Source organism: Pseudomonas sp. A0308 (assembly GCF_044218815.1).
GTDB classification, from domain to species: Bacteria; Pseudomonadota; Gammaproteobacteria; order Pseudomonadales; family Pseudomonadaceae; genus Aquipseudomonas; species Aquipseudomonas iridis.
In genome coordinates, this window is record NZ_CP162581.1 from 782,513 (window position 1) to 807,590 (window position 25,078).

The 25,078-nt window shown below is 59.9% G+C and carries 19 protein-coding genes and 1 pseudogene; 11 read left to right on the forward strand and 9 right to left on the reverse strand.

What is annotated here, in order from left to right; translation table 11 throughout:
- Positions 1-56 precede the first annotated feature (56 nt).
- The 8 genes from AB4P92_RS03610 (at position 57) to AB4P92_RS03645 (ending at position 13,234) form a co-directional block, all read left to right on the forward strand.
- Entirely contained in the window at positions 57-1,520 is a 1,464-nt protein-coding gene (locus AB4P92_RS03610; protein WP_395598898.1) for a transglycosylase SLT domain-containing protein, read from the forward strand.
- Positions 1,521-1,744: 224 nt separating this feature from the next.
- The gene (locus tag AB4P92_RS03615; RefSeq protein WP_261736867.1) at positions 1,745-3,577 is read left to right on the forward strand and encodes an extracellular solute-binding protein; all 1,833 of its coding nucleotides are present in this window, start codon (positions 1,745-1,747) and stop codon (positions 3,575-3,577) included.
- Positions 3,574-5,415 carry an extracellular solute-binding protein gene (locus AB4P92_RS03620; RefSeq protein WP_261736866.1) on the forward strand — a complete coding sequence of 614 codons (1,842 nt, stop codon included), beginning with the start codon at positions 3,574-3,576 and terminating at the stop codon, positions 5,413-5,415. The genes AB4P92_RS03615 and AB4P92_RS03620 overlap by 4 nt, the downstream gene beginning before the upstream one ends.
- Positions 5,416-5,419: 4 nt before the next feature.
- Positions 5,420-6,493 (forward strand): microcin C ABC transporter permease YejB, encoded by a 1,074-nt coding sequence (locus AB4P92_RS03625; protein WP_042558795.1) that lies wholly within the window; start codon positions 5,420-5,422, stop codon positions 6,491-6,493.
- Position 6,494: 1 nt separating this feature from the next.
- Positions 6,495-7,514, forward strand: a complete 1,020-nt coding sequence (locus AB4P92_RS03630) for an ABC transporter permease (RefSeq protein ID WP_042558794.1) — start codon at positions 6,495-6,497, stop codon at positions 7,512-7,514.
- A 1-nt stretch (position 7,515) separates the two neighbouring features.
- Complete coding sequence (locus AB4P92_RS03635; protein ID WP_273876358.1) at positions 7,516-9,126, forward strand: ABC transporter ATP-binding protein; 1,611 nt, start codon at positions 7,516-7,518, stop codon at positions 9,124-9,126.
- 19 nt (positions 9,127-9,145) lie between these two features.
- Positions 9,146-9,940 carry an enoyl-ACP reductase FabI gene (gene fabI / locus AB4P92_RS03640; protein ID WP_007910591.1) on the forward strand — a complete coding sequence of 265 codons (795 nt, stop codon included), beginning with the start codon at positions 9,146-9,148 and terminating at the stop codon, positions 9,938-9,940.
- Between the two features lie 150 nt (positions 9,941-10,090).
- Positions 10,091-13,234, forward strand: coding sequence for a hypothetical protein (locus AB4P92_RS03645; protein ID WP_395598899.1), 3,144 nt, complete (start codon positions 10,091-10,093; stop codon positions 13,232-13,234).
- Between the two features lie 109 nt (positions 13,235-13,343).
- Here the strand turns inward: AB4P92_RS03645 and AB4P92_RS03650 are convergent, their stop codons facing one another.
- The 4 genes from AB4P92_RS03650 to AB4P92_RS03665 all read right to left on the reverse strand — a co-directional run bounded on the left by AB4P92_RS03650 (position 13,344) and on the right by AB4P92_RS03665 (position 17,593).
- Positions 13,344-14,312 (reverse strand): diguanylate cyclase, encoded by a 969-nt coding sequence (locus AB4P92_RS03650; protein ID WP_042558791.1) that lies wholly within the window; start codon positions 14,310-14,312, stop codon positions 13,344-13,346.
- A gap of 62 nt (positions 14,313-14,374) precedes the next feature.
- A complete protein-coding gene (locus AB4P92_RS03655) occupies positions 14,375-14,953 on the reverse strand; it encodes a hypothetical protein (RefSeq protein WP_042558790.1) in 579 nt (192 codons plus the stop codon).
- Between the two features lies 1 nt (position 14,954).
- Complete coding sequence (locus AB4P92_RS03660) at positions 14,955-17,117, reverse strand: molybdopterin cofactor-binding domain-containing protein (RefSeq protein WP_395598900.1); 2,163 nt, start codon at positions 17,115-17,117, stop codon at positions 14,955-14,957.
- A gap of 20 nt (positions 17,118-17,137) precedes the next feature.
- A complete protein-coding gene (locus AB4P92_RS03665) occupies positions 17,138-17,593 on the reverse strand; it encodes a (2Fe-2S)-binding protein (protein WP_007965305.1) in 456 nt (151 codons plus the stop codon).
- Positions 17,594-17,853: 260 nt separating this feature from the next.
- Here AB4P92_RS03665 and AB4P92_RS03670 point away from each other — a divergent pair, with 260 nt between their 5' ends.
- A complete protein-coding gene (locus AB4P92_RS03670; protein WP_261736860.1) occupies positions 17,854-18,684 on the forward strand; it encodes an alpha/beta fold hydrolase in 831 nt (276 codons plus the stop codon).
- Between the two features lie 409 nt (positions 18,685-19,093).
- Here the strand turns inward: AB4P92_RS03670 and AB4P92_RS03675 are convergent, their stop codons facing one another.
- Positions 19,094-19,486 (reverse strand): GFA family protein, encoded by a 393-nt coding sequence (locus AB4P92_RS03675; protein WP_261736859.1) that lies wholly within the window; start codon positions 19,484-19,486, stop codon positions 19,094-19,096.
- A 117-nt stretch (positions 19,487-19,603) separates the two neighbouring features.
- Between AB4P92_RS03675 and AB4P92_RS03680 the strand changes: the two are divergent.
- Positions 19,604-19,741 (forward strand): annotated as a pseudogene (locus AB4P92_RS03680) (VOC family protein); the annotation flags it as partial.
- 70 nt (positions 19,742-19,811) lie between these two features.
- On the forward strand, positions 19,812-20,645 hold the full coding sequence (locus AB4P92_RS03685) for a helix-turn-helix domain-containing protein (protein WP_395599653.1): 834 nt from the start codon (positions 19,812-19,814) through the stop codon (positions 20,643-20,645).
- 98 nt (positions 20,646-20,743) lie between these two features.
- Here the strand turns inward: AB4P92_RS03685 and AB4P92_RS03690 are convergent, their stop codons facing one another.
- The 4 genes from AB4P92_RS03690 to AB4P92_RS03705 form a co-directional block, all read right to left on the reverse strand.
- Positions 20,744-21,331: a LysE family translocator gene (locus AB4P92_RS03690; protein WP_395598901.1), complete on the reverse strand. Its 588-nt coding sequence runs from the start codon at positions 21,329-21,331 to the stop codon at positions 20,744-20,746.
- A gap of 208 nt (positions 21,332-21,539) precedes the next feature.
- Positions 21,540-23,777 carry an ATP-binding protein gene (locus tag AB4P92_RS03695; protein ID WP_047300739.1) on the reverse strand — a complete coding sequence of 746 codons (2,238 nt, stop codon included), beginning with the start codon at positions 23,775-23,777 and terminating at the stop codon, positions 21,540-21,542.
- Entirely contained in the window at positions 23,774-24,388 is a 615-nt protein-coding gene (locus tag AB4P92_RS03700; protein ID WP_395598902.1) for a biliverdin-producing heme oxygenase, read from the reverse strand. The genes AB4P92_RS03695 and AB4P92_RS03700 overlap by 4 nt, the downstream gene beginning before the upstream one ends.
- 232 nt (positions 24,389-24,620) lie before the next feature.
- Complete coding sequence (locus AB4P92_RS03705) at positions 24,621-25,034, reverse strand: VOC family protein (protein ID WP_042558783.1); 414 nt, start codon at positions 25,032-25,034, stop codon at positions 24,621-24,623.
- Positions 25,035-25,078: the final 44 nt, after the last annotated feature.

Sequence of the window (25,078 nt, forward strand, 5' to 3'; positions counted from 1 at the left end):
AGGGGTGCACTTTCTAGAATCGCCCGACATTTTTGCCCGGAACTTACTTCCAGCCAATGTCGTCATCCATACGTAAGTCCGTCAATTCAGATGCGTTGACCCGCCTGGCGCAAGCCATCGCGGTGGCTGTGTCCGCCACGCTGGCGGGCTGTTCCAGCCATGCCCCGCAGCCTGAAGCGACCCATACGCCGAACATTGCTGCGCGAGCGAAGCAGAAGCCGATCTGGCTGACCGAGAAGCCCAGCCCACAGGTTCCCCAGGATGTCTGGGAGCGCATGCGCCAGGGTTTCCAGTTGCAGGAAGGCCTGGGCGTGAACCCGCGCATCGAGCAGCAGCGCCTGTGGTTTGCCAGTAACCCCTCTTTTCTCGAGAACGCCGGCGAACGCGGCAGTCTCTATATTCATTACATCGTCGAACGCCTCGAAGAACGCAACATGCCGCTGGAACTGGCCCTGCTGCCAGTGATTGAAAGCTCCTACAACCCGATGGCCTATTCCCGGGCCAATGCGGTAGGTCTCTGGCAATTCATTCCTTCCACCGGTCGTTACTTCAACCTGCGTCAGACCCGTTTCTACGATGGCCGTCGCGATATCACTGCCTCGACCACCGCAGCGATGGATTACCTGACCCGTCTGCACGATATGTTCAACGGTGACTGGCTGCTGGCGCTGGCGGCCTACAACGCCGGTGAAGGCACAGTGAGCCGCGCGATCGAGCGTAACGAAAGGCTCGGCCTGCCAACCGACTACTGGAACCTGCCGCTGCCAGCGGAAACCCAGGCCTATGTGCCAAAGTTGCTGGCCCTGTCGCAAGTGGTCCTGGCGCCGGAAGCTTACGGCGTCAATCTCAATCCGATCGCCAACGAACCGTACTTCCAGGTCGTCGAAATCAACCAGCGCATGGACTTGTCGAAAGTCGCTGCGGTGGCCAACATCGACGAAGACGAACTGTTCCAGCTCAACCCGGCATTCAAGCAGCGCACGACCATCGACGGGCCTCAGCATTTGCTGGTGCCGACCTCCAAGGCGCAACTGCTGACCACCAGCCTGCAAACCATGCGCCCTGACGAGCTGATCAGCCCACGCTCGCTGAAACCAGTGTTCGACGGTGCCGATCCTGCCGAAGTGGCGCAGCTCAAGCGCGCCTACCGCGTGAAGCGTGGCGACAACCTTGGCACCATCGCCAAGGCCAACAAGGTTGAAGTCAAGGATCTGCAACGCTGGAACAAACTGACCGGCAAGAACCTCAAGGTCGGTCAGACCCTGGTGATGCAGGACAACACCAAGCGCAGCCCTTCGCGCAAGAGTGGCCGGGTCAACACTGTAATTGCGGCCAACAGCAAGACCAAAGGCAAGGCCGAGAGCGCCCAGCAGACCCAGTACAAGGTCAAGCGCGGCGACACCTTGTATGTAGTGGCCAAGCGTTTCAACGTTGAGATGCAACATCTCAAGCGCTGGAATCCGGGCGCAGGCAAGGCATTGAAGCCAGGGCAGATGCTCACGGTTTATTCGCCGCATTGATTGATAAAACAGCCCCTGAAATTCAGGGGCTTTTTTTTCGACGGTTGTCTGGCTTGAACGCGGGGTGACTGGTAGATCCATCCCCTCTCCCTTCTGGAAAGGGTCAGGGTGAGGGGTTCTTCGGCAAGAGGATTAACAGCCCATTAACCCGCTATCTTTTTCCTGTCCAGACAAGCTGTTACTGTACGGCCCACAAAGCCCAAGCCGCCTGGATCAGATCTGACTTGAAGCGTCCCCTCCTCCTGCTCCTGATCAGCCTGGCCTTGAGCTCACCCGCAAGTGCGACGATTACCGAAAGTCACGGTTATGCGCAATTCGGCACGCTCAAGTACCCGGCCAGATTTACCCACTTCGACTGGGTCAACCCGCAAGCGCCCAAGGGCGGTACGTTGCGGGTAATGGCGTTCGGCACTTTCGATACGGTCAATCCGTACACCTTCAAGGGCACCAGCCCGGTTTCCACAGGGAATTTCCTTCAGTACGGCATCAACGAGCTGAACGAACCACTGATGGTCGGCACCGGCCAGTATTCGCCATCCGGTGACGAACCGGCATCCAGCTACGGCTTGATCGCGCAATCGGTGGAGTACAGCGAAGATCGCAGCTGGGTGGTGTTCAATCTGCGCCCGGAAGCACGCTTCCACGACGGAACTCCCATCACCGCCTACGACGTGGCGTTCTCCTACCGATTGCTGCTCAAGGAAGGTCATCCGCTGTATCGCACCGCGCTGCAGGAAGTGCTGCGGGTCGACATCCTCAACAAGCAGCGCATTCGTTTCGTGATGAAGCGCTCAGGCAACCCGCTGTTGATTCTGCGCCTGGGCGAATTACCCGTGCTGCCGCAACACTACTGGAAAGACCGCGACTTCAAGGCCACCACCTTCGAACCGCCGCTGGGCAGCGGCCCGTACCGCATCACGTCGGTGACGCCGGGGCGCCAGTTGATCTTCGAGCGGGTCAAGGATTACTGGGGCAAGGACCTGGCGGTCAATCGCGGCAAGTACAATTTCGATCGCATGCAAGTCGAGTTCTACCGCGACAGCGACGTCGCGTTCGAAGCCTTCAAGGCCGGCGAGTTCGACATCTACATCGAGCATCAGGCGAAGAACTGGGCCAACGGCTACAACTTCCCGGCCGTGCGCCGTGGCGAGGTGATCAAGGCGCAGATCGCGCATCAGATCCCGACCCAGAGTCAGGGCCTGTTCATGAACACCCGCCGAGCGACCTTTGCTGACACCAGAGTTCGCGAAGCGTTGGGCCTGATGTTCGACTTCGAGTGGACCAACCGCGCGCTGTTCAGCAATGCGTACAAGCGCACCACCAGTTACTACCCCAACAGCGAATTTTCCGCCAGCGGCCTGCCGGTCGGGCACGAATGGCTGATGCTCAAGCCGTACAGGGAGCAACTGCCAGCGAAGCTGTTTACCGAGCCGTTCACCCTGCCGCAGACCGACGGGCGCGGCGTTCCTCGGGACACCATGCGCAAGGCGCTGGCGTTGCTTGCCGAGGCGGGCTGGAAACTTAATGGCCAACGCCTGCAGAACGCCGCTGGCCAGCCATTTCGCTTCGAGCTGTTGCTGGTCAATCCGAACCTGGAACGCCTCCTCCAGCCGTACATCGAGAACCTCAAAAGTATCGGCATCGACGCGCACCTGCGCACCGTGGATCGCGCCCAGTACAAACAACGACTCGATCAATTCGACTTCGACATGATCCTGATGACGCTCAACCAGACCCTCAGCCCGGGACTTGAGCAATGGCAGTACTTCCATTCCAGCCAGGTCGGGATCAAAGGCAGCAAGAATTACGCGGGCATCGCCAATCCGGTGGTCGATCACCTGCTCGAACAATTGCTCGCCGCGCGCACCCGCGACGAGCAGGTCGCCGCCGGCAAGGCCCTCGACCGCGTACTGCTCTGGCAGCACTACAGCATTCCCAACTGGTACCTCAATTATCATCGCCTGGCCTACCGCAACCGGTTGGCCTTTGTCACCACGCCGCCCTACACCCTGGGCCTGAGCGCATGGTGGCTGAAGTCTTCGGAGAAAGATCAATGAAACCGATCCGCGCCCTGCTCGTGCAGGCCAGCGGCCTGCTGTTCGCCGGGCTGGCGTTTGCCGCCCCGCAGCATGCCTTGACCCTGTACAACGAGCCGCCGAAATACCCGGCCGACTTCAAGCATTTCGACTACGTGAACCCCGACGCGCCCAAAGGCGGGACTTTTCGCCAGGCCGGGTCCGGCGGCTTCGACAGCCTCAACCCGTTCATCAGCAAGGGCGTACCTGCCGAAGACATCAGCCAGATCTACGACACCCTGACCAAACACAGCCTTGACGAGCCCTTCACCGAATACGGCCTGATCGCCGGCAAGATCGAAAAGGCCCCGGACAACAGTTGGGTGCGGTTTTACCTGCGCCCCGAAGCGCGCTTCCACGATGGTCACCCGGTACGCGCCGACGACGTCGTGTTCAGTTTCGAGACGCTGACCAAGGAAGGCTCACCGCTGTTTCGCGGCTACTACAATGACGTCGCCGAAGTGATCGCAGAAGATCCGTTGAAAGTGCTGTTCAAATTCAAGCACGCCAACAACCGCGAACTGCCGCTGATCCTCGGCCAGTTACCGGTGCTGCCCAAACACTGGTGGACCGGGCGCGACTTCACCAAAGGCAACCTGGAAATTCCGCTCGGCAGCGGCCCCTACAAAGTCACCGAAGTGAAGGCCGGGCGCTCGGTGCGCTACGAGCGGGTCAAGGATTACTGGGGCAAGGACTTGCCGGTCAATCGCGGCTTTTACAACTTCGACACGATGACCACCGATTATTACCGCGACAACACCGTCGCTCTCGAAGCGTTGAAGGCCGGTCAATTCGACTACTGGCTGGAGATGACCGCGAAGAACTGGGCCAACGCCTACAACATCCCGGCCGTCACCGAGGGTCGGTTGATCAAGGAACAGATCGCCAACGGCAACCCCACAGGCATGCAGGGTTTTGTCTTCAACCTGCGCCGCCCGGTGTTCCAGGATGTGCGGGTACGTCAGGCGCTGGGGCTGCTGCTCGACTTCGAATGGACCAACAAGCAATTGTTCAACGGCGCCTATGTGCGCACCCGCAGTTATTTCGAAAACTCGGAAATGGCCGCCACCGGCCTGCCCGACGCTGATGAGCGGGCGATTCTCGAACCCTTTCGCAGCAAACTCCCGGCGCAGGTGTTCAGCGAAGCCTTCGAGAATCCGAAGACCGACGCCAGCGGCATGATTCGCACCCAGCAACGCGAAGCCTATCAACTGCTGCAAGAGGCCGGCTGGAAGATCGTCGACGACAAAATGGTCGACGCCAGCGGTAAACCGGTGGTCATCGAGTTTCTGCTGACGCAGACCGACTTCGAACGCGTGCTGCTGCCGCTCAAGCGCAACCTTAGCGACCTCGGCATCGATCTGGTGATTCGCCGTGTCGACGTTTCGCAGTACATCAACCGCGTGCGTTCGCGGGATTTCGACATGATTGTCGGCAGTTTCCCGCAGTCCAATTCGCCGGGTAACGAGCAGCGCGAATTCTGGATGAGTGCCGCCGCCGACAAGCCGAGCAGCCGCAATACCATGGGTTTGAAAGATCCGATCGTCGATCAACTGGTCGAGAGCCTGATCAACGCTGATACGCGCAAAAGTCTCGTGGCCCATGCCCGCGCGCTCGACCGCGTGTTGCAGTGGGGCTATTACGTGATCCCCAACTGGCACATCAAGACCTGGCGCGTCGCGTACTGGAACCACATCGGCCACCCGAAAGTCTCGCCCAAGTACGACATCGGGATTAATACCTGGTGGGTCAAACCCGACGCGAAACCGGCGATAGAAGTCGAAACCAAACTGCAAGCCGACCCTGCGGGCACGGAGTAATCAGATGCTGGCGTATATTTTTCGGCGACTGTTGCTGATCATCCCGACCCTGTTCGGCATTTTGCTGATCAACTTCGTGATCATTCAGGCTGCGCCCGGCGGGCCGGTCGAGCAGATGATCGCCAAGCTCGAAGGCTTCGAAGGCGCCACCAGCCGCATTGCCGGCGGCGGTGCCGAAGTCTCGGTGGCGGGTTCCGCCTATCGCGGTGCGCAGGGTCTCGACCCGGCGCTGATCAAGGAAATCGAGCACATGTACGGGTTCGACAAATCGGCCCCGGAACGTCTGTGGATCATGGTCAAGAACTACGCCTCGCTGGATTTTGGCGACAGCTTCTTTCGCGACGCCAAGGTCATCGACCTGATCAAGGAAAAGCTGCCGGTATCGATCTCGCTGGGGCTGTGGAGCACGCTGATCATGTACCTGGTGTCGATCCCGCTGGGGATCGCCAAAGCCACGCGGCACGGCAGTCACTTCGATGTCTGGACCAGTTCGGCGATCATCGTCGGCTACGCGATCCCGGCGTTCCTCTTCGCGATCCTGCTGATCGTGGTGTTTGCCGGCGGCAGTTATCTGGACTGGTTTCCGTTACGCGGCCTGACCTCGAACAACTTTGACGAATTGAGCCTTGGCGGCAAGGTCCTTGATTACTTCTGGCACCTGGCGCTGCCGGTGACGGCATTGGTGATCGGCAATTTCGCGACGATGACCCTGCTGACCAAAAACAGCTTCCTCGACGAGATCAACAAGCAGTACGTGGTCACCGCCAAGGCCAAGGGCCTGACCCGTCACCGCGTGCTCTACGGTCATGTCTTCCGCAACGCCATGCTGCTGGTGATCGCCGGGTTTCCGTCAGCGTTCATCGGTATCTTCTTCACCGGCTCGTTGCTGGTGGAAGTGATTTTCTCGCTCGACGGCCTCGGTCTGATGAGTTTCGAAGCGGCGATCAACCGCGATTACCCGGTGGTGTTCGGCACCCTGTTCATCTTCACCCTCCTGGGGCTGGTAGTGAAACTGATTGGCGACCTCACCTACACCCTGGTCGATCCGCGCATCGACTTCGAAAGCCGGGAGCATTGAGATGAATCTGTCCCCTCTCAACCGCCGCCGCTTCGAACTGTTCAAGGCCAACAAGCGCGGCTGGTGGTCGCTGTGGCTGTTTCTGATTCTGTTCGGGCTGAGCCTGGGCGCCGAATTGATCGCCAACGACAAACCGCTGGTGGTGCACTACGACAACAACTGGTACTTCCCGGCGATCAAGCGCTACCCGGAAACCACCTTCGGCGGTGAATTTCCGCTGGAAGCCAACTACAAGAGCCCGTACATCCGTGAACTGCTCAAGGCCAAGGATGCGTGGGTGCTGTGGGCGCCGATTCCGTACAACTATCAAAGCATCAACTACGACCTGAAGGTCCCGGCCCCTGCCCCTCCGTCGGCGGACAACCTGCTGGGCACCGATGATCAAGGTCGCGATGTGCTGGCACGGGTGATTTACGGCTTCCGCATTTCGGTACTGTTTGCCCTGACGCTGACCATTCTGAGTTCGATCATCGGCGTGATCGCCGGGGCCTTGCAGGGCTTCTATGGTGGTTGGGTGGACTTGGCCGGACAGCGTTTTCTGGAGATCTGGTCAGGGTTACCGGTGCTGTACCTGCTGATCATTCTGGCCAGTTTCGTCCAGCCGAATTTCTGGTGGCTGCTGGGGATCATGTTGCTGTTTTCGTGGATGAGTCTGGTTGATGTGGTGCGTGCCGAGTTCCTCCGTGGCCGTAACCTCGAGTACGTACGCGCAGCGCGGGCGCTGGGCATGCAGAACGGGGCGATCATGTTCCGCCACATTCTGCCCAACGCCATGGTCTCGACCATGACCTTCATGCCGTTCATCCTCACTGGCGCCATCGGTACGCTCACCGCGCTGGACTTCCTCGGTTTCGGCTTGCCGGCCGGCAGTCCGTCGCTGGGCGAGCTGGTGGCACAGGGCAAATCCAACCTGCAAGCGCCATGGTTGGGCATGAGCGCGTTTGCGGTGCTGGCGCTGATGTTGAGTTTGCTGGTGTTTATCGGCGAGTCCGCTCGCGATGCCTTCGACCCGAGGAAGTGAAATGAATCAGGACAATCTGATCGAAGTGCGCGACCTCGCCGTCGAATTCGGTGTCGGCGAGCGCCTGCACCGGGTGGTAGAGGGCGTGAGCTTCGACATCAAACGCGGCGAAACCCTGGCGCTGGTCGGCGAATCCGGCTCGGGCAAATCGGTGACCGCCCACTCCATCCTGCGTTTGCTGCCGTACCCGATGGCGCGGCATCCGGCCGGCAGCATCAATTACGGCGGGCAAAACCTGTTGGGCCTGAGCGAGAAAACCATCCGCCACATCCGCGGCAACCGCATCGCGATGATTTTTCAGGAGCCGATGACCTCGCTCAATCCGCTGCACTCGATCGAGAAGCAGATCAACGAGGTGCTCGGCATCCACAAGGGGCTGACCGGCAAAGTCGCGACCAGGCGCACGCTGGAGCTTTTGGAAATGGTGGGCATCCCCGAGCCGCACAAGCGTCTCAAGGCTCTGCCCCACGAATTGTCCGGCGGCCAGCGCCAGCGGGTGATGATCGCCATGGCCCTGGCCAACGAGCCGGAACTGCTGATCGCCGATGAACCGACCACGGCGCTGGACGTGACCGTTCAGCTGAAAATCCTCGATTTGCTCAAGGAACTTCAGGCCCGATTGGGCATGTCGCTGCTACTGATCAGTCACGATTTGAACCTGGTGCGAAGAATTGCGCATCGCGTATGTGTCATGCAGCGCGGTTGCATCGTCGAACAGGCATCGTGCGCAGAGCTGTTCCGTTCGCCGCAGCATCCGTACACTCGGGAATTGCTCGGCGCGGAGCCCAGCGGAGGCCCGGCGACCAATAAAATCGGGGCGCCGCTGCTTGAGGTCGAGGACTTGAAAGTCTGGTTCCCGATCAAGAAAGGCCTGCTCAAGCGCACGGTGGATTACGTCAAGGCAGTGGACGGCATCAATTTCAGCCTGCCTCAAGGTCAGACTTTGGGCATTGTGGGCGAAAGCGGTTCCGGTAAATCCACGCTGGGTCTGGCGATTTTGCGGCTGATCGGCAGCAAAGGCACGATCCGTTTTGAAGGCAAGCAGCTAGACTGCCTGACGCAGAACGAGATTCGCCCGTTGCGCCGGGAGATGCAGGTGGTGTTTCAGGACCCGTTCGGCAGCCTGAGCCCGCGGATGTGCGTCAGCGACATCGTTGGTGAAGGCCTGCGGATTCACAAGATGGGTACCGCCGCCGAACAGGAAGCGGCAATTATTGCGGCATTGAAGGAGGTAGGTCTGGATCCGGAAACCCGGCACCGCTATCCCCACGAATTTTCCGGTGGGCAACGGCAACGCATCGCCATTGCTCGAGCGTTAGTGCTCAAACCGGCGCTGATCCTGCTGGACGAGCCGACTTCAGCGCTCGACCGGACGGTGCAGCGGCAAGTGGTGGAGCTGTTGCGTTCACTGCAAGCCAAGTACAACCTGACGTATTTGTTCATCAGCCATGATCTGGCTGTCGTCAAAGCGCTGAGCCACCAGTTGATGGTGGTCAAGCATGGCCAAGTGGTCGAACAGGGAGACGCGCAAGAAATCTTTGCCGCCCCTGAACATCCGTATACACAGCAGTTGCTGGAAGCCGCTTTTTTGGCACCAGCCACTGCGCAATAACCTGAAAGAGGAGCAACACATGGGTTTTCTCGCCGGTAAGCGCGTACTGATCGTCGGTGTCGCCAGCAAGCTGTCCATCGCATCCGGCATCGCTGCCGCCATGCATCGCGAGGGCGCTGAGCTTGCCTTCACTTATCAGAACGACAAACTGAAAGGTCGTGTTGAAGAATTCGCCCAAGGCTGGGGTTCGAGCCCTGAGCTGTGCTTCCCGTGCGACGTGGCCAGCGATGAAGAAATCGCCAAGGTCTTCGAAGCACTGAGCAAGAAGTGGGACGGCCTGGACTGCATCGTGCACTCCGTTGGCTTCGCCCCGGGCGACCAACTGGACGGCGACTTCACCGAAGCCACCACCCGTGACGGTTTCCGCATCGCTCACGACATCAGCGCCTACAGCTTCGTGGCCCTGGCCAAAGCCGGCCGCGAAATGATGAAAGGCCGCAACGGCAGCCTGCTGACCCTGTCGTACCTGGGCGCCGAGCGCACCATGCCTAACTACAACGTAATGGGCATGGCCAAGGCTTCGCTGGAAGCTGGCGTACGTTACCTGGCCGGTTCCCTGGGTCCGGACGGCACCCGCGTCAACTGCGTATCGGCTGGCCCGATCCGTACGCTGGCCGCTTCCGGCATCAAGAACTTCCGCAAGATGCTGGCCGCCAACGAAGCGCAGACCCCACTGCGTCGCAACGTCACCATCGACGAAGTCGGCAACGCCGGCGCGTTCCTGTGCTCTGACCTGGCGTCGGGCATCAGCGGTGAAATCATGTACGTGGACGGCGGCTTCAACACCACCGCCATGGGCAACATCGAAGAGTGATCTCGATGTAGAAAAAACCGCCTTCCGAGGCGGTTTTTTTTCGCCTGCGCAAAACTCGCGCACGAGCGATAACTATGTACCACCGGAGGTTCTCCTCGTCGTTCGACAATCGACGCTCAGCGGTTTTCAACCGCCTACAGGAGAACACTGATGGACGAGACCGAACTGCAACCGCAACCGCAACCGCAACCGCAACGCGACCGGCGCGAACAGGCGCTGATCCGATGCCTCATCGATGAATTGACCGCCGTGCCGGTCGCCAGCCCCGGCGCCCCGCTGCGCACCCTGGAAATTCCGCGCGAGTGCCTGCTGCATGAGTGGACAGAGCTTTATTGGTCCGCACTGGAGCGCCCGGAGTTTCTCGACTGGGCCAGCCGGTTCCACATCGACCTCGACACCCTCAATCTCAAGGACGACACGTTACAGGTCCTGACTGCCCCGAACGGCACGCGCACCCTGCACACATTCACCCTGGAGGACGACTCCGGCTGGTGGCAAATGGCACCGATCCTGTGGTCGATCTCCCAGCGCATCGATACGGCCGGATTCGGCCTGCCGTATGTCGGCGGCAAGTCCGCCAACCCGCTGCATCGCTTTCCGCGCCGCGTGGTGCTGGCGTTTTACGGTTATCCGGAACCGCAAAACGTGCAGCAGGCTCGCGCATTGATCAATGAGCTGAAACACAGCGGCCTCGCACGCATCAACGCCGACGGCCACACGACGTCCGCGCTGGTCGTAGAGCGCAGCACTCAGCTCCAGGATCTTCGCGACATTGCGACGACACTCGAACAGGCCCTTGCGGACGACGAGCAACGGCAGCGGCCGTTTGACCGTGCGAGCATTGCCGGCCTGCCGATTACCCTCACGTCAGGCTCGCTGCTGTCCAACGCCGCTTTGGCCATCGACCTCGACCACGTATTGAGCCGGTACGGCTACCCATTGCCGCAAAGCAACCAGCAAGCCCGCACACTGGTCTCGCGTTTGCGCCAGCAGACCTGGCCGCCCCTGCCCTACGTCAGTGAGTATGTGCAGACCACGCTGCCCATCCTGCGTTACCAACAGGCTTTCGGCGACGTCGAGAACTGCCAGCACATCATTCGGCGGCTGGAGGCGTTGAGCCGTAACAAAGACGCCACGGCGCCAATTGATCTGACGGAACAGAGCCAACCGATGCCGGTTTCTTCATTGGGGTACCGGGTGGCTGCTGACAAGGTGACCTTGGCGGCGTTCAGGGCCAATGCTGCGTTTCAAGCGATTCTCAGGCGCGAAAACCTGCGGGCGAACAGCCCATTGTTGGTAAGCGAAAGGGGCCACGTGGGGACGCCAGGCAGGAACGACAGTTGGGTCAACCTGACGGCAAAGGTGAAAAAGAACAGGGAGCTGAATGCCATGCTCGAGCGGCTTAAATCACTGGCGGCCGAGGCCGGTGGCGCCATGCGCAGCAACGGCAAGGTCAGCCTTAGGCAAATGATGCGTTTCTATGAAATGAATCTGCCCGACAACGTCGAATCGGCGCGACGCATCGCGCAGTGGGAAAAAAATCTGCTGGCCCTGCATCCCTCTTACATGGATCACTGGTACCTGTTAGGCCACCCCGGCAAAAACGCCGAGCGATTTACCGTGGAGCAACGCCAACTGATCATCGACACCACCCAGGCATTCGTCCCCCCTGACAGCGCACCGCTGATCGACTACCTGAGCGAAGGCGTCGACACCGACCTGCCCCGCGCAACACTGCTGGCCAAAGCGGATTACCGGATCAGCCAGATCCTCATCACGCCCCGTTCGCATGCGCTGGGCAACCAATTGTTGAGTGCGTTCAAGCAGGCGTACAAAGAGAAGGCATTGATTGCCGTCAACCGCGAACGTCTGATACTGGCGGCGCTGATCCTCAGTCTTGACGCGAACGTCGGCGAGCAGCTCGACCGGGTCGTGGGCCAACCGTTGAACGACCGCTTTTTCTGGGGTGAAAGTCTGAGCGAGGTGCGTCGCTTCATCGAGCATCAATCCGGTCTGGCCGCGATCACAAACAAAACCCTGGCCACCCACTTGCTGTTGTCGGGCATTGCGCCGGAGTTTCTGATTCGCGGCATCCCGGACTCCGTCACGTACATCAGCTCCATTGACTGGGTCAAACTGAAACAGACGGTGCTGCATGTCGAGCACCTCAAGTCAGGCCTGAGCCGACTGATGTCGTTCGACCAACTGATGACCCTGGCCAGAATCCCGATCGCGCTGACTGCACAGACGTACGAGAGCAAGTACGCGAGCGCTGCGCTGGTCGCCGACTGGGCCATCGCCCGAGGCCTGATCCAGCGTGATCCCGAGCTTGCCGGCAACACCTATGACGCAGCAACGCTGGGACAGGCTGCCGCCCGGTTCAGCGCGCACACGCAAGCGTTGGACCGGCTGCGCCAGGAAGCTTTCGACTCAGGGTTCGCCACGCCTTACACCGTGGCACTGGCCGATCTGCAGACTGTCTTCCGCCATCACCTGCACCTGGAAGACAGGGTTCTGGTCGCGAGCGACGCCAGCGCCAATGCGCACAACCAGGCGCCTTTTTACTCCCTCGTCGAGCTGCACATGGCCGACAGGTTGAAGCCCGACATGACGCACTGGCGCTCGACGCTGACAGCGTTGAATCTGCAAACGATGGCGCCACAGTTTTCCCGACTTAGAAAGGTATCGGGGCAATTTCAGTCTGCACTGGCCAGCCGCCTGACGCGTTTGAAAAACGCCTACGTCGCGCTGATCAAGGAAGCGTTCTGCGAGCTGCCGTTGCAGCAAAGGCTCGATATCGAAGACGGTACGCTGCAACTGTTTGCGCTGCACCCGGTAGCAGAGCCGCAGCAGCCTGCCGGTGCGGGGTCGTTCGCCATCATCGCGTTGCTCGAGGGTTTTAACTCGCGGATTTTCGAAATTTTCGTGCGCCACTCGCAGGTGCGGTTGCGCAGGGACATTCCCCCCTCACTGTTGATGTCAGCCGCTCAGCGCGAGCTGCCATTCGATGACGAGGCCTACCGGCGCGGCACGCGTCCTCGTGAGCAGGCGATCTGTCAGGGCATCATTGAGCGTCTCGACGTACCGGGGGCGCCGTTCACGCGGCAGTCGGCCGCGATTCCCGACACCTACGCCTCACCCGCAATCAACGCCATCGCCCAGGCCGCAGTCGATCACATGTTCAAGGAGCGCGAAGCATCAGCCCTGGAGCGTGCCGGGGCTACCCTCGACCTGAAAGATGCCGAGACCTGCCATGCGGCCTGGTTGGCGTTCTATCAATCCTTGAGTGCGTAAGAACGATGACAACGCGCCGAACGTCACCGGCGCCATTATGTTTTGAGCGGTTTGCTGGAGTTCAGGCATGCCGCCGCCAGTGTGGGCGCGGGCACTGCGCTTCAGGTCCTTACTGGATACGCTTCAACGCCTGTTTGTGCGCGTACATCGCCGCGTCCGCGTCGGCCAGCAGGCGGTCGACGTTGTCGTGGCGCTGTGCGTCGTATTCGATCTGGCCGACGCTGAAGCGGATGGCGTAACCACGGTGGAGCGTGGCGTTGCGTTCTTCGAGAATTTCCTTGAGGCGTGCCATGACCGCTGTGGTCTCGATGTGGCTGGAGCCGGTCAGCAGTGCGACGAATTCATCGCCGCCCAGGCGTCCGACCACATCGCTCTCACGAAAGGCGATACGCAGGACGTCGGCGAAAGTCTTGAGCGCACTGTCACCCTCGGCGTGACCGTAAAGGTCGTTAATCTGTTTGAAGTCGTTGAGGTCGAAAAACAGCAGCGTCGCCGGCCGGTGCAACCGCGCGCAAGCGTCCAGCGCATGCTGAGCCAGTTGCTTGAAGCCGCGACGATTGGACAGCAGCGTCAGCTCGTCCATGCTCGCCATCTGCACCGCCGTCAGCTCTTGCTCGGCCATTTCGGCCAGATCACGTAGCAGTGCACGCTCCTCTTCGTCGAGATCACGGGGCTTGGTGTCGATCAGGCACAACGTCCCAAGTTTGTTGCCAGTGGGCACGGTCAGCGGGTAGCCGGCGTAGAAACGAATGTTCGGCTCGCCGGTCACCAACGGATTGTCATGGAAGCGCTCATCCTCGCGGGCATCGCGCACCAGCAGGAGATCATCCTTGAGAATCGCGTGGCCGCAGAAGGAAATGTCCCTCGACGTCTCGGTAGCATCGAGCCCGACACAGGATTTAAACCACTGACGGTCCTTGTCCACCAGCGTCACCAATGCAATGGGCACATTGAACAGGCGTTTGGCCAGCCGCGTGAGTCGGTCGAAACGCTCTTCGGGGGCCGAATCCAGAAGATTGAGGCCATGCAGCGCCTGAATGCGCGCCTCTTCGTTGGCAGGTTTTCGGGGAACCAGCATCACACACTCCATTGGCATCAATGTTCCTAAGAGTAGCGCTAATTCTCCTCGGCCTCACCCCATCAACCACCCACTACAGGACATGGCCCCCCAGCATCGGCCCAGAGCTTGAACTGGTTCACGAATATGTCGTGCGGCACCGGCACTGGCGCGCGGCCGGTGCCGGGATTCCAGCCCCAAAGCACCAGTTTGTCCTCGCTGACATGTTTGATCAGCGCGGCGAAATCGCGGTCGCCATTGCTCGAACGGTCTTTGATCATCGCGCACAGCTTGTCCGGAGGCAGGCCGATCCAGGCCATTTTGTGCGCCGCTGGCGGCAGGCTCCAGTGCGGCGCCCCCGGAGGGGCATGGGGGCCGTAACTGGCCGGCGGATTATTTTCAGCATGACAAGTGGCACAAGGCAAGCCGGCGGCGCCCTTGCCGTCCATACCGCGCACCACGCTCATCGCATGAGGAATGCCGGCGTCGAATTGCAGCGGCGAATCACCGGGAATGTGGCAGTTCTGGCAGCGCGGACTCTGAAAGACTTTCTGCACCGTGGCGAAGGCTTTCAAGGCCTCCTGCTCGTCGGCGAACAAATCCGCGGCGTAGCCGCCCAGACCGACCAACACCATCGTTCCCAAGACCAGATGTCGTTTCATCTCATACCCCCGACAGTTGCAGCGGCAGTTCGCGCAGGCGTTGCCCGGTCAGGGCGTACACCGCGTTGGCCACCGCCGGTGCGGTCGGCGGCACACCGGCCTCGCCGATGCCGCCAGGTTTGTCGCTGCTGGGTACGATGTGCACCTCGACCACCGGCATTTCGTTAAGCCGCAGCACCTGATAATCGTGATAGTTGGACTGCACGACAGCACCGTCCTTGAGCGTGAGCTTGCTGTGCAGCGCCATGCCCAGACCGAAGGTGATGCACGATTCCATCTGCGCCGCGATGCTCTGCGGGTTGACCGCAATCCCACAGTCCACCGCGCACACCACCCGATGCACGCGAATCGCCAGATTGTCCTGGGACACCTGCGCGACCTGCGCCACATAACTGCCAAACGATTCGTGCACCGCGACACCCAGGGCATGGCCCTCCGGCAGCGGCGCTGTCCAGTTGGCCTTCTCAACCGCCAGATTGAGCACGCCGAGATGACGCGGATGCTCCTTGAGCAATGTTCGCCGGTATTCGACCGGGTCCTTGCCCGCCGCCGTGGCCATTTCGTCGATCAGCGATTCCATGACAAACGCCGTGTGGCTATGCCCCACCGAACGCAGCCACAGCACGTTGATTCCGGTCTGCGGTGAATGCAGATCGACCTGATGATGGGCCAGATCTTTGACGTACGGACTGTCGCTGACACCTTCGACGGACGTCGGGTCGATGCCGTTCTTGACCATGGTCGCTTCCAGCAACGTGCCAGTCATGATCGACTGGCCGACCAGCACATGCTGCCAGCTCAGGGGCAGCCCATCCGCGCCGAGGCCGATTCGCGCCTGATGCAGGAACATCGAGCGGTAATAACCGCCGCGGATATCATCCTCCCGCGACCACACGGTTTTCACCGGCAGACCCGCCGCTTTCGCCACTTGCACGGCTTCAGCGACAAAATCCGAAGTCGGATTGGCCCGGCGGCCAAACCCGCCGCCGAGGAATTCCGTGTGGATTTCCACCTGCTCGGGCTTCAACCCGGTGATTTTTCCGGCAACCATTTGGTCGAGCGTCTGAAACTGCGTGCCCGTCCAGATTTCACATTTCTGCTCGCTGATTTTCACCGTACAGTTCAACGGTTCCATCGGCGCATGCGCCAGGTAAGGCACGCTGTACTCGACGTCGATCTTCTTCGCCGCTTTGCTGAAGTTGCCCTTGGCATCACCGGCCTGACTGGCTGATGTGCCCGGTGTGGTGGCCAGTTTGCGAAAGCTTTCCAGTAGTTTTTCGCTGCTCAGATCCGCGTGAGGCCCCAGGTCCCAATCGACTTTCAGCGCATCGCGGCCCAGTTTCGCCGCCCAGTAATGCTCCGCAATTACCGCGACGCCACTCGGCACCTGCAGCACTTTATGTACGCCCGGGATCGCCAATGCTTGAGCGCCTTCGAAAGACTTGACCGTCGCCCCGAAAGCCGGCGCACGGACGACCATGGCGGTCATCAAACCCTCGAATTGCACGTCCATGCCGAACTTGGCGCGGCCGGTGATTTTCTCCGGGGTATCGAGGCGTTTGGTCGGTTTGCCGATGACTTTCCAGTCCTTGGCCTCCTTGAACGTGATGGATTTCGGATCCGGTACCGGCAGTTGCCCGGCGGCGTCCGCCAGTTCGCCGTAGGTTGCACGTTTATCGCCAGCAATCACTACACCCGATTCGGTGCGAATCGTCGAAGGCGCGACGTCAAAGCGCTTGGCCGCCGCTTCGACCAGCATCTGCCGGGCCGTTGCACCGGCCAACCGATAGCGGTCGAACTCCATCCAGGTTGACGTCGAGCCGCCAGTAATCTGCATGCCGCCAAAAGCGGGCATGCCGTAATCCGCCGCCGACGCGGGCGAATGTTCGACGCGGATGGTCGACCAGTCAGCGTCCAGTTCTTCGGCGATCAGCATGGTCAGGCCGGTCCAGATGCCCTGGCCCATTTCCGAATGCCCGAGCAGTACGGTGACGCTGTTGTCGGCGCCGATGCGCAGAAAGGCATTCGGCGCAAAGACTTTGCCCTCACCCTCCGCCGCCATGGCAAACCGGTGGCCGCCAGGCACGGCAAACGCCACCACCAGACCGCTGCCCAACAGGGCACTGCCTTTGAGAAAACCCCGACGCGATACGGGACTGTTCATCGTTTATCTCCCCGTCAGGTTCAACCGATCTCGGCCGCACGTTTGACCGCTGCACGAATTCTTGGGTAAGTGCCGCAGCGGCAGATGTTGCCGGAGAGCGCCTGATCGATATCGCTGTCGGTAGGTTTGGGGATTTTCGCCAGCAAGGCAGCGGCCGACATGATCTGCCCGGACTGGCAATAACCGCACTGCACCACATCGAGTTCGGCCCAGGCCTGCTGCACAGGGTGCGAGCCATCCGTGGACAAACCTTCGATGGTGAGGATTTTCTGCCCATGGGCGACGGCCGTGGCCGGGGTGATACAGGCACGCAACGGCGCGCCATCGACATGCACGGTGCACGCGCCGCACTGCGCCATGCCGCAACCGAATTTGGTGCCGGTCAGGTGCGCGACATCGCGCAGGACCCAGAGCAACGGCATGTCCGCAGGGACGTCGAGCTCCTGATCCTTGCCATTGATATTCAAAGTCAGCATCGGGGTTTTCCTCAGACTCACGGTGTTCTGAAGGGACGTCACTGCGGCTGTAAAGCCTGCGCGCGCCTCGGCTTATCCCTTTCAGCAAAGCCTAATTTGCGCCTCAAGCCAGACGTGGCGACCACCGGTCATGCACATGTCGACTTTAATCCTACAGTTGATAACGGCTCGCACTGCGCCGCCAGAGGAACACTCGTACCAGCGAACCGATTCGCGAACATCTCGCGGATTGCCCTCCATATGTTTCAGGAGTAGCGAACATGGGATTTGTCACCACCCAAGATGGCGTCGAAATTTTCTACAAGGACTGGGGACCGAAGGACGCCCCGGTCATCCACTTTCACCATGGCTGGCCGCTCAGCTCCGACGACTGGGATGCACAGATGCTGTTCTTTCTGGGGCAAGGCTTTCGGGTGATTGCCCATGATCGCCGTGGCCACGGACGTTCGAGCCAGGTCTGGGACGGTCACGACATGGATCACTACGCCGACGATGTCCTGGCCGTGGTCAACCATCTGGGCGTGAAAAAAGCCGTGCACGTCGGCCACTCCACCGGCGGCGGTGAAGTCATCCACTACATCGCCCGCCATGGCCAGGACAAAGTCCTCAAAGCCGCGATCATCAGCGCGGTGCCACCGCTGATGGTCAAGACCGAAAGCAACCCGGGTGGTTTGCCGAAATCGGTGTTCGATGACTTGCAGGCGCAACTTGCGGCCAATCGTGCGCAGTTCTATCGAGATGTACCGAGCGGTCCGTTCTACGGCTATAACCGACCGGGTGCCGAGGCGCAGGAAGGTGTTATCGCCAACTGGTGGCGCCAGGGCATGATTGGCAGCGCGAAGGCGCATTACGACGGCATCGTGGCGTTCTCGCAGACCGATTTCACTGACGATCTAAAGCGCGTGACGGTGCCGGTGCTGGTGATGCATGGCGAAGATGACCAGATTGTTCCCTATGAGAACTCGGCGCCTTTGTCGGCGAAATTGCTGCCAAATGGCACGTTGAAGTCGTATCCGGGGTTCCCGCACGGGATGCCGACGACGGAGGCGGCGACGATTAATGCGGATTTGTTGGCGTTTATTCGCGGGTGATCATTCCTGGAGTCAGAGACTTGGCCCTGTAGAAGCGAGCTTGCTCGCGAAAGCGGTCTGTCAGTGAATATCAAGCTGACTGACCCACCGCTTTCGCGAGCAGGCTCGCTCCCACAGGTTCTGAGTGCATACAGTGAAATATGGCAACTTGAGTGGTGAGAAGCGCAGGCGGTCGGCTTTGGGGCTCGTGATGTACTCGCCCCTCACCCCAGCCCTCTCCCGAGGGAGAGGGAGCCGATATCTGGGCTTTTCAACACTTGAGTTCGACTCGATATCCCACGTCGGTGTACTTCTCGCCAACACCTCGGTCAGTTACCTTTCCCTTTGGGAGAGGGTCTGCTTTTGGCTGTTTAAAAACGTGCCGACGGTGCACACCGCTCTTGATCTTGTCCTGCGGCCCCGTCACGCACTAGTCCTCGGAACGCCCACGACCCTCGCGATCCCGTTCGTAATGGTGAGCAACAGGAAGCGCCGGCAGCCAGGACTCACGCCGAATCGTCCAGAGCTCATAAGTGGGTTTGAATTGATCAGGCTGATCGAGCGATCCCACGTTCACCTCAACTTCATCAGCCGAACGCGTAAACACGGGAGAACCACAGCGTGGGCAAAAAAACCGCCCATTGTAGTCATGCGTTTCGCCAGTAACCGTCACTGCGCTCGCAGGAAAAATCGCCGAGGCGTGAAACAACGCGCCATGGCGTTTGCGGCAGTCGAGACAATGGCAAAGTCCCACGCGGTAGGGTTGCCCCGAGGCTTCGAAGCGAATGTCGCCGCACAGGCAGCCACCCGTGAATCGGTCCATGGTGGATCTCCTCTGTTCACCCATGTGTACCGTGCGTAAACAAATTCCCGCACACCAGTTTAAATCGATCTACGGCACCACTAATCGACGAAGGACTGACTACGCTGTTAATCCAGCATGTCTTACCTGCCGAGGACGACTGCCAGGCAACGCTTTCAAAAACTCACACCGTGCCTGTGGTTCGACAATCAGGCTGAAGCCGCCGCGAGGTTCTACTGCTCGATTTTCGATCACGCGAAAATTACCAGTCTGACTACAGACTGCAACGAGCCTTTGCCGGCCAGAGCTAATACACTCGGGCGCTGGCCTGCCGGGAAGGACGATGATGAAACACGCTGCCGCCAAAAACCCTGAAAAAGCCCCGCGCTTCTGGCGTGATGAGGCCCTGCCGTTCATTGAGGCGCGGGCCATCGCCGATGGTCGCGAGGTGTGTTACGCGCGGCATTCCCACGCGCATTTTTCCATTGGTGCGATCACTGCCGGGCACAGCACGTATGTGCATGAGCAAGCACAGTTCGAGGTCGCCGCCGGCACTGTGGTGCTGATGAATCCTGGCGATGTGCACGCGTGTAATCCGATTGATGATCAGCCGTGGTCGTACCTGATGCTGTATGTCGAGACACCTTGGCTGACCGATCTGCAACATCAATTGGGTTTCGGTGTGGAGCTTGAGTTTCGCCGGTTTGCGACCACCCATGTCAACGATGCCAGCCTGTTCGACGACCTCAACGATTTGTATGAAATCCTCGTCGCCCCCCAGCAGGATGCCCTGCGCAAACAGAGCGCAGCGGTGGAGTTTTTCACCGATTTGCAATTGCGCCTGAACCCGGCGCAACAGCCGGTGCGCGAGCCGAATTTCAAGCTCGAACGTGCCGCCGACTACATCCGTGAACACTGCACCGATCTGCTGAGCCTGGATGACATTTGCCGCGCGGCGCAGCTGTCACCGTCCTACCTGATCCGCGCCTTCAAGCAACATTTCGGCATGACGCCGCATGCTTTTCTGGTCAACCAACGCATCCAGTTCGCTCGCGAGCGATTACGCAGCGGACAGTTGATTGCCGATGTGGCGCTGGAGGCGGGGTTTGCCGATCAGGCGCATTTTCAACGGGCATTCAAACAGCATCTGGCAGCGACGCCCGGCCAGTATCGCGGCTGACCGGGTCGTTCAGAATCAAAAGATCGCAGCCTCCGGCAGCTCCTACAAGGATCGGTGTAGGAGCTGCCGGAGGCTGCGATCTTTTGATCTTCAAGCAACTACGGTAGCAACAGATAAACCGCACTCACGACCAACAACCCCGCCATCAGCCGATTGAACAAACGCATCCCCGCCGGATTGCCCAACCATTCGCGCAAAAACGTCCCGGCATAGACCCAGCAGCCCACCGACACATAGCAGATCACCAGATACACCGCCGCAAACTGCCAAACCAACCGTGCCTCGCCATCAGCAACAAACGCGCCCATGCCGGCGACGCAAGCCAGCCAGGCCTTCGGATTGAGCCATTGCATGACGGCGCCATAGAGCATGGATGGGGCACGCCCCGAGTCGCCGGCATTCAGTTGCCCGTCATCGGTCGCGAGCTTCCAGGCCATGAATAGCAGAAACGCCACCCCGGCCAGTTGCACCACGCGGGTCATGAATGGCCAGAGCTTGAGGATTTCGTGCAGGCCCAATCCCATCAGCACCAGCAACAGCACAAACCCCAACGTCGCCCCGGCGACATGTCGCTGGCTGGCGCGAAAGCCGAACTGCGCACCGGAGCTCAGCGCCACGATGTTGACCGGGCCGGGGGTAATGGACGCTGCCAGAGCAAACGCCGCCATCGAAAGAACAAGACTCATCGCACACCTGCTTCAAAACGAGGAACAAGGTGCTCACGGTAACCAGCGACTGGTCACCGGTATTGAAGAAAATCACCCTGACACTGAAACGACTAACCCCTGTAGGAGCTGCCGCAGGCTGCGATCTTTTGACTTTGTTTTTTAAAATCAAGATCAAAAGATCGCAGCCTGCGGCAGCTCCTACAGGGGCGAAGTGCAGGCAATTGGATCAGTCGAGGCGCGGCACGGTGAAACGGAATTCGCTGCCCTGCCCCGGCTCACTGTCGGCGAAGATCTGGCCGCCATGCGCTTCGACGATGCCTTGGCTGATGTACAAACCCAGGCCGGTGCCAGTCGGATTACCTTCTTTCACCGTCCAGTAACGGTCGAACACGTGAGGCAGGTGTTCCTTGGGAATGCCTTCGCCGCTGTCGCGCACGATGAAGACGATTTCATTGCCGACTGATTTCGCGTGCACGCCAACCGAACCCAGGCGCGGTGTGAATTTGATGGCGTTGCCCACCAGATTCGACAACACCTGAAACAGCCGCTCCGGGTCGGCATGGATGCGCAGATCCGGATCAGCCGCGAAGGAAATGCTGATGTCTTTGTCCAATGCCAGCGGCGCGAGCAAGGCTTGCGCCTCTTCGAACATCTGGCTGACGTCGAGTTTCTGCGGCGTGATGCTGTATCGCCCGGCGTCGATCTTGGATGTATCGAGCAAGTCTTCCAGCAGCGTATTCATACGCCCGGCCGCCTGCTGCATGGTGTCGATGGCCGTCGAGATTCGCCGCGAGGTGTGCGGGCCGTCGGAGCTGAACGCTTTCTGCATCATGCCGCAGAGCATCGAAATGACGGTCATTGGATTGCGCAGGTCGTGGGAGACCACCGCCACCAGTTCATCGCGGGCACGCACGGCTTCCTGCTCGCGTCGTACCTGACGGGCCAGATCGTTTTCCAGCGCCGACCGGCGCAAATCGTTGGCCGCAAACAGGTCGCCATGGCTCCACTTGGCGGAAATACCGGCCATCTCGACCTTCCAGATTTCAAACGAGGTGCGCGGACGCAGGCGCATGCCCGAATCAGAATTTTCCAGATCCAGCGGCTTGCGCGGATCGCCACTCCAGTTGATGTTTTCTTTCACTTCCGCCCGGAACCACAGCACGCCGTTGTCCACCGGTTTTGGCAGGCTCATGGCAAGTACGCCGCTGGCCACGTGGGGATACTGCGCGGCGGGTGGATAAACGCTGGCCAGATGGTGACTGGCGAACACCGGCTCGGCGCTTTCCTGCAACCATTTGTGCAGGGCGCGGATGTCTTCCGGTTCAGGGCAGTTGCCGTAACGATGCAATTGCTTGTCTTCAATGATTGCGACACCGCCGGCATCGGCCAGCGCCATCAGAACCTGTGGCTGATTGGCCAAGCCGTCGAAGACATTTTGCGGCGAATCGATCATGGCCTGATTGAGCAGCGCCAGCGCTTCGACCTTCTCTTCACGCTGGCGACTGACCTCCAGCGCCTCCATCGCGCTGATCTGCAGCGACAGCACCTGGCCGATGGTCTGGCAAGCGGTGCGCAATTCATGCGGTACATGCAGTGGCTGACGGTTGCCGCAACTGATCAGCCCCCAGAGCTTGTCACCCTTGAGCAGGGAAATGCTCATCGACGACAGCACGCCCATGTTCTTCATGTACTGGCAGTGAATCGGCGACACGCTGCGCAGCGTCGCAAAACTCAAATCCAGCGGCGTCTGCGTATCCGGACGCAACTTCGGTACAAGTGGCACCGGTTGATAGTCGGCGTTGGGGATGATCCGCAGCCAATTTGTCCGGTACAGCTCCCGCGCCTGCTCGGGAATATCCGAGGCCGGGAAGAACAGTCCGTTGAAGACTTCCATCGACGGATCGGACGCTTCGGCGATGACCTGGCCGTGTCCCTCTTCTTCGAAACGATAGATCAGCACCCGGTCATACCCGGTGATCGCCTGGATTTCCTTGACGCTGATGTCGTACAGCGCCTGCAGCGTCGTGGCCGCTTGCAGACGCTGGAGCATGCGCCCCAGATTTGTCTGGCTGCCGGCAACATTGCGCGGCTGGAAGTTTTCGACGTGAATCTCCAGCTCAAGAATCAATACGCCCTGATGTCGATGCAGCAACCCCTCGAACGCGGTGCCATTGAGGTGGAGGTACAACCGCGGCGCGTCGAAGAACGCCGCTTGCTGCAACGCCTCACGCACCTGTGCTGTGTGCACTTCACCCAGCAAATCCACCAATGGCTGGCCAATCAACGCCTCTGGCGCACGGCCCAGCAAGGTTTCGACGTTGGCGCTGATCTGAATGATCTCAAGCGCCGGTTCGCTCAACGTCAGCAGTAAACCGTGAGGCTGGATTGCGCCGGGGAAGCGGATCGGCTCGTCAGCACAGTTGGCCAGCAGTTCTTCAAAGTCTTTCTTGTCTTGCGGATTCATGCCAATACCTCCTGGCATTCGAGCCAGCGCTCGAAGCAACTGAATGTGGTTTGCGCGGCCAGCACGACCGCATTGCGCTCATCAGCGTCCATCGGGCGATTGCCCAGGTATTCGATGAAATCGCGCCAGCGACGGCCGGTGGCAGCGCCGTAGACATCGAGGAAGGCAGCGCCGTTGTCTGCTTCAAGGCCCAACCGTGCGGAGATTTCTCGACGCAGGATCTGTCCGCCGAGGGTTGCGCCTTCGAGCACGTACAGCACACCCAGGCACGCAGCGCTCGAATCAATCACGGGCAACTGATCGCAGATCGGCAGGTTTTCCAGCGAAGCGGGCGCTAACCCCAACGCTTGCAGATCGCCGCGCAATGTATGGGTTTTGAGGCGTGGCGTCAGGTCGAAATCGTCGGGGACTGAACCACTGCGCTGCAATGCGTTTTCCAGCGGGAAATAGAAGCCGTAATAGGCCGCTATCAAGCGCTTGAAAGCAGGTAAATCGAGCGTATCGGAGAAAAAAGGAAGGCGTTTTTCCAGTGCGATGTGCAGGTCGGCAGTGCCGGCCCGCAAATCTTGCAGCACCGGTGGCACATAAACCTCACGGGCCTTTGCTTGCATGTATGTCGCTCTTGGTGAGGCCGCCTGGGGCCATTCGGGGTGTAAAAACGTCGCGTGAAATTTTACACGTCAAACGACATTTCTGACCGCGCAGATCGTTTTTTCAGACGAAACCACGGCCCTCGGACATTTCAGAGTTCCCTCTGACGCGAAAAGTTCGACCCGATTTGATGCGCCTGGGGTTGCTGTACTGCGACAGCATTGCCTGATTGTATGGGCCTGCGAAGCGTGCTTAAGTCTGCGACGGACCTTTGAGTTCGACCTGATTGCCATCCGGGTCGAAACAGTACAGCGACAAGCCGTTGCCCTCGGCACCGAAGCGGGTGGCGGCTTTTTCCACGCTGAGGCCGTGTGCCCGCAAGTGCTCGATCAGCGCCGCTTCATCGAATGGCTCGATTCGCAGACAGAAGTGATCGACGTTGCGCCCCTCCGCACCCGCCGCTCCACCACCCTGGCGGCCGATGTCGCCCGCAAGGTCAACGAGATCGATCATCGACGTACCGGCGCGCAAATGCACCAGCCCCAGCGGTTCGTTGAATTTGACCACTTCGGCGCCGAACACCTGGCCGTAGAAATCGATGCTGCGTTGCAAGTCGGCGACGCGCAGGACGATGTGATCAATGTGCTGAATTACAAACGGATGCATTGGGCAGACCTCAACAAACTGTAGGAGCTGCCGCAGGCTGCGAT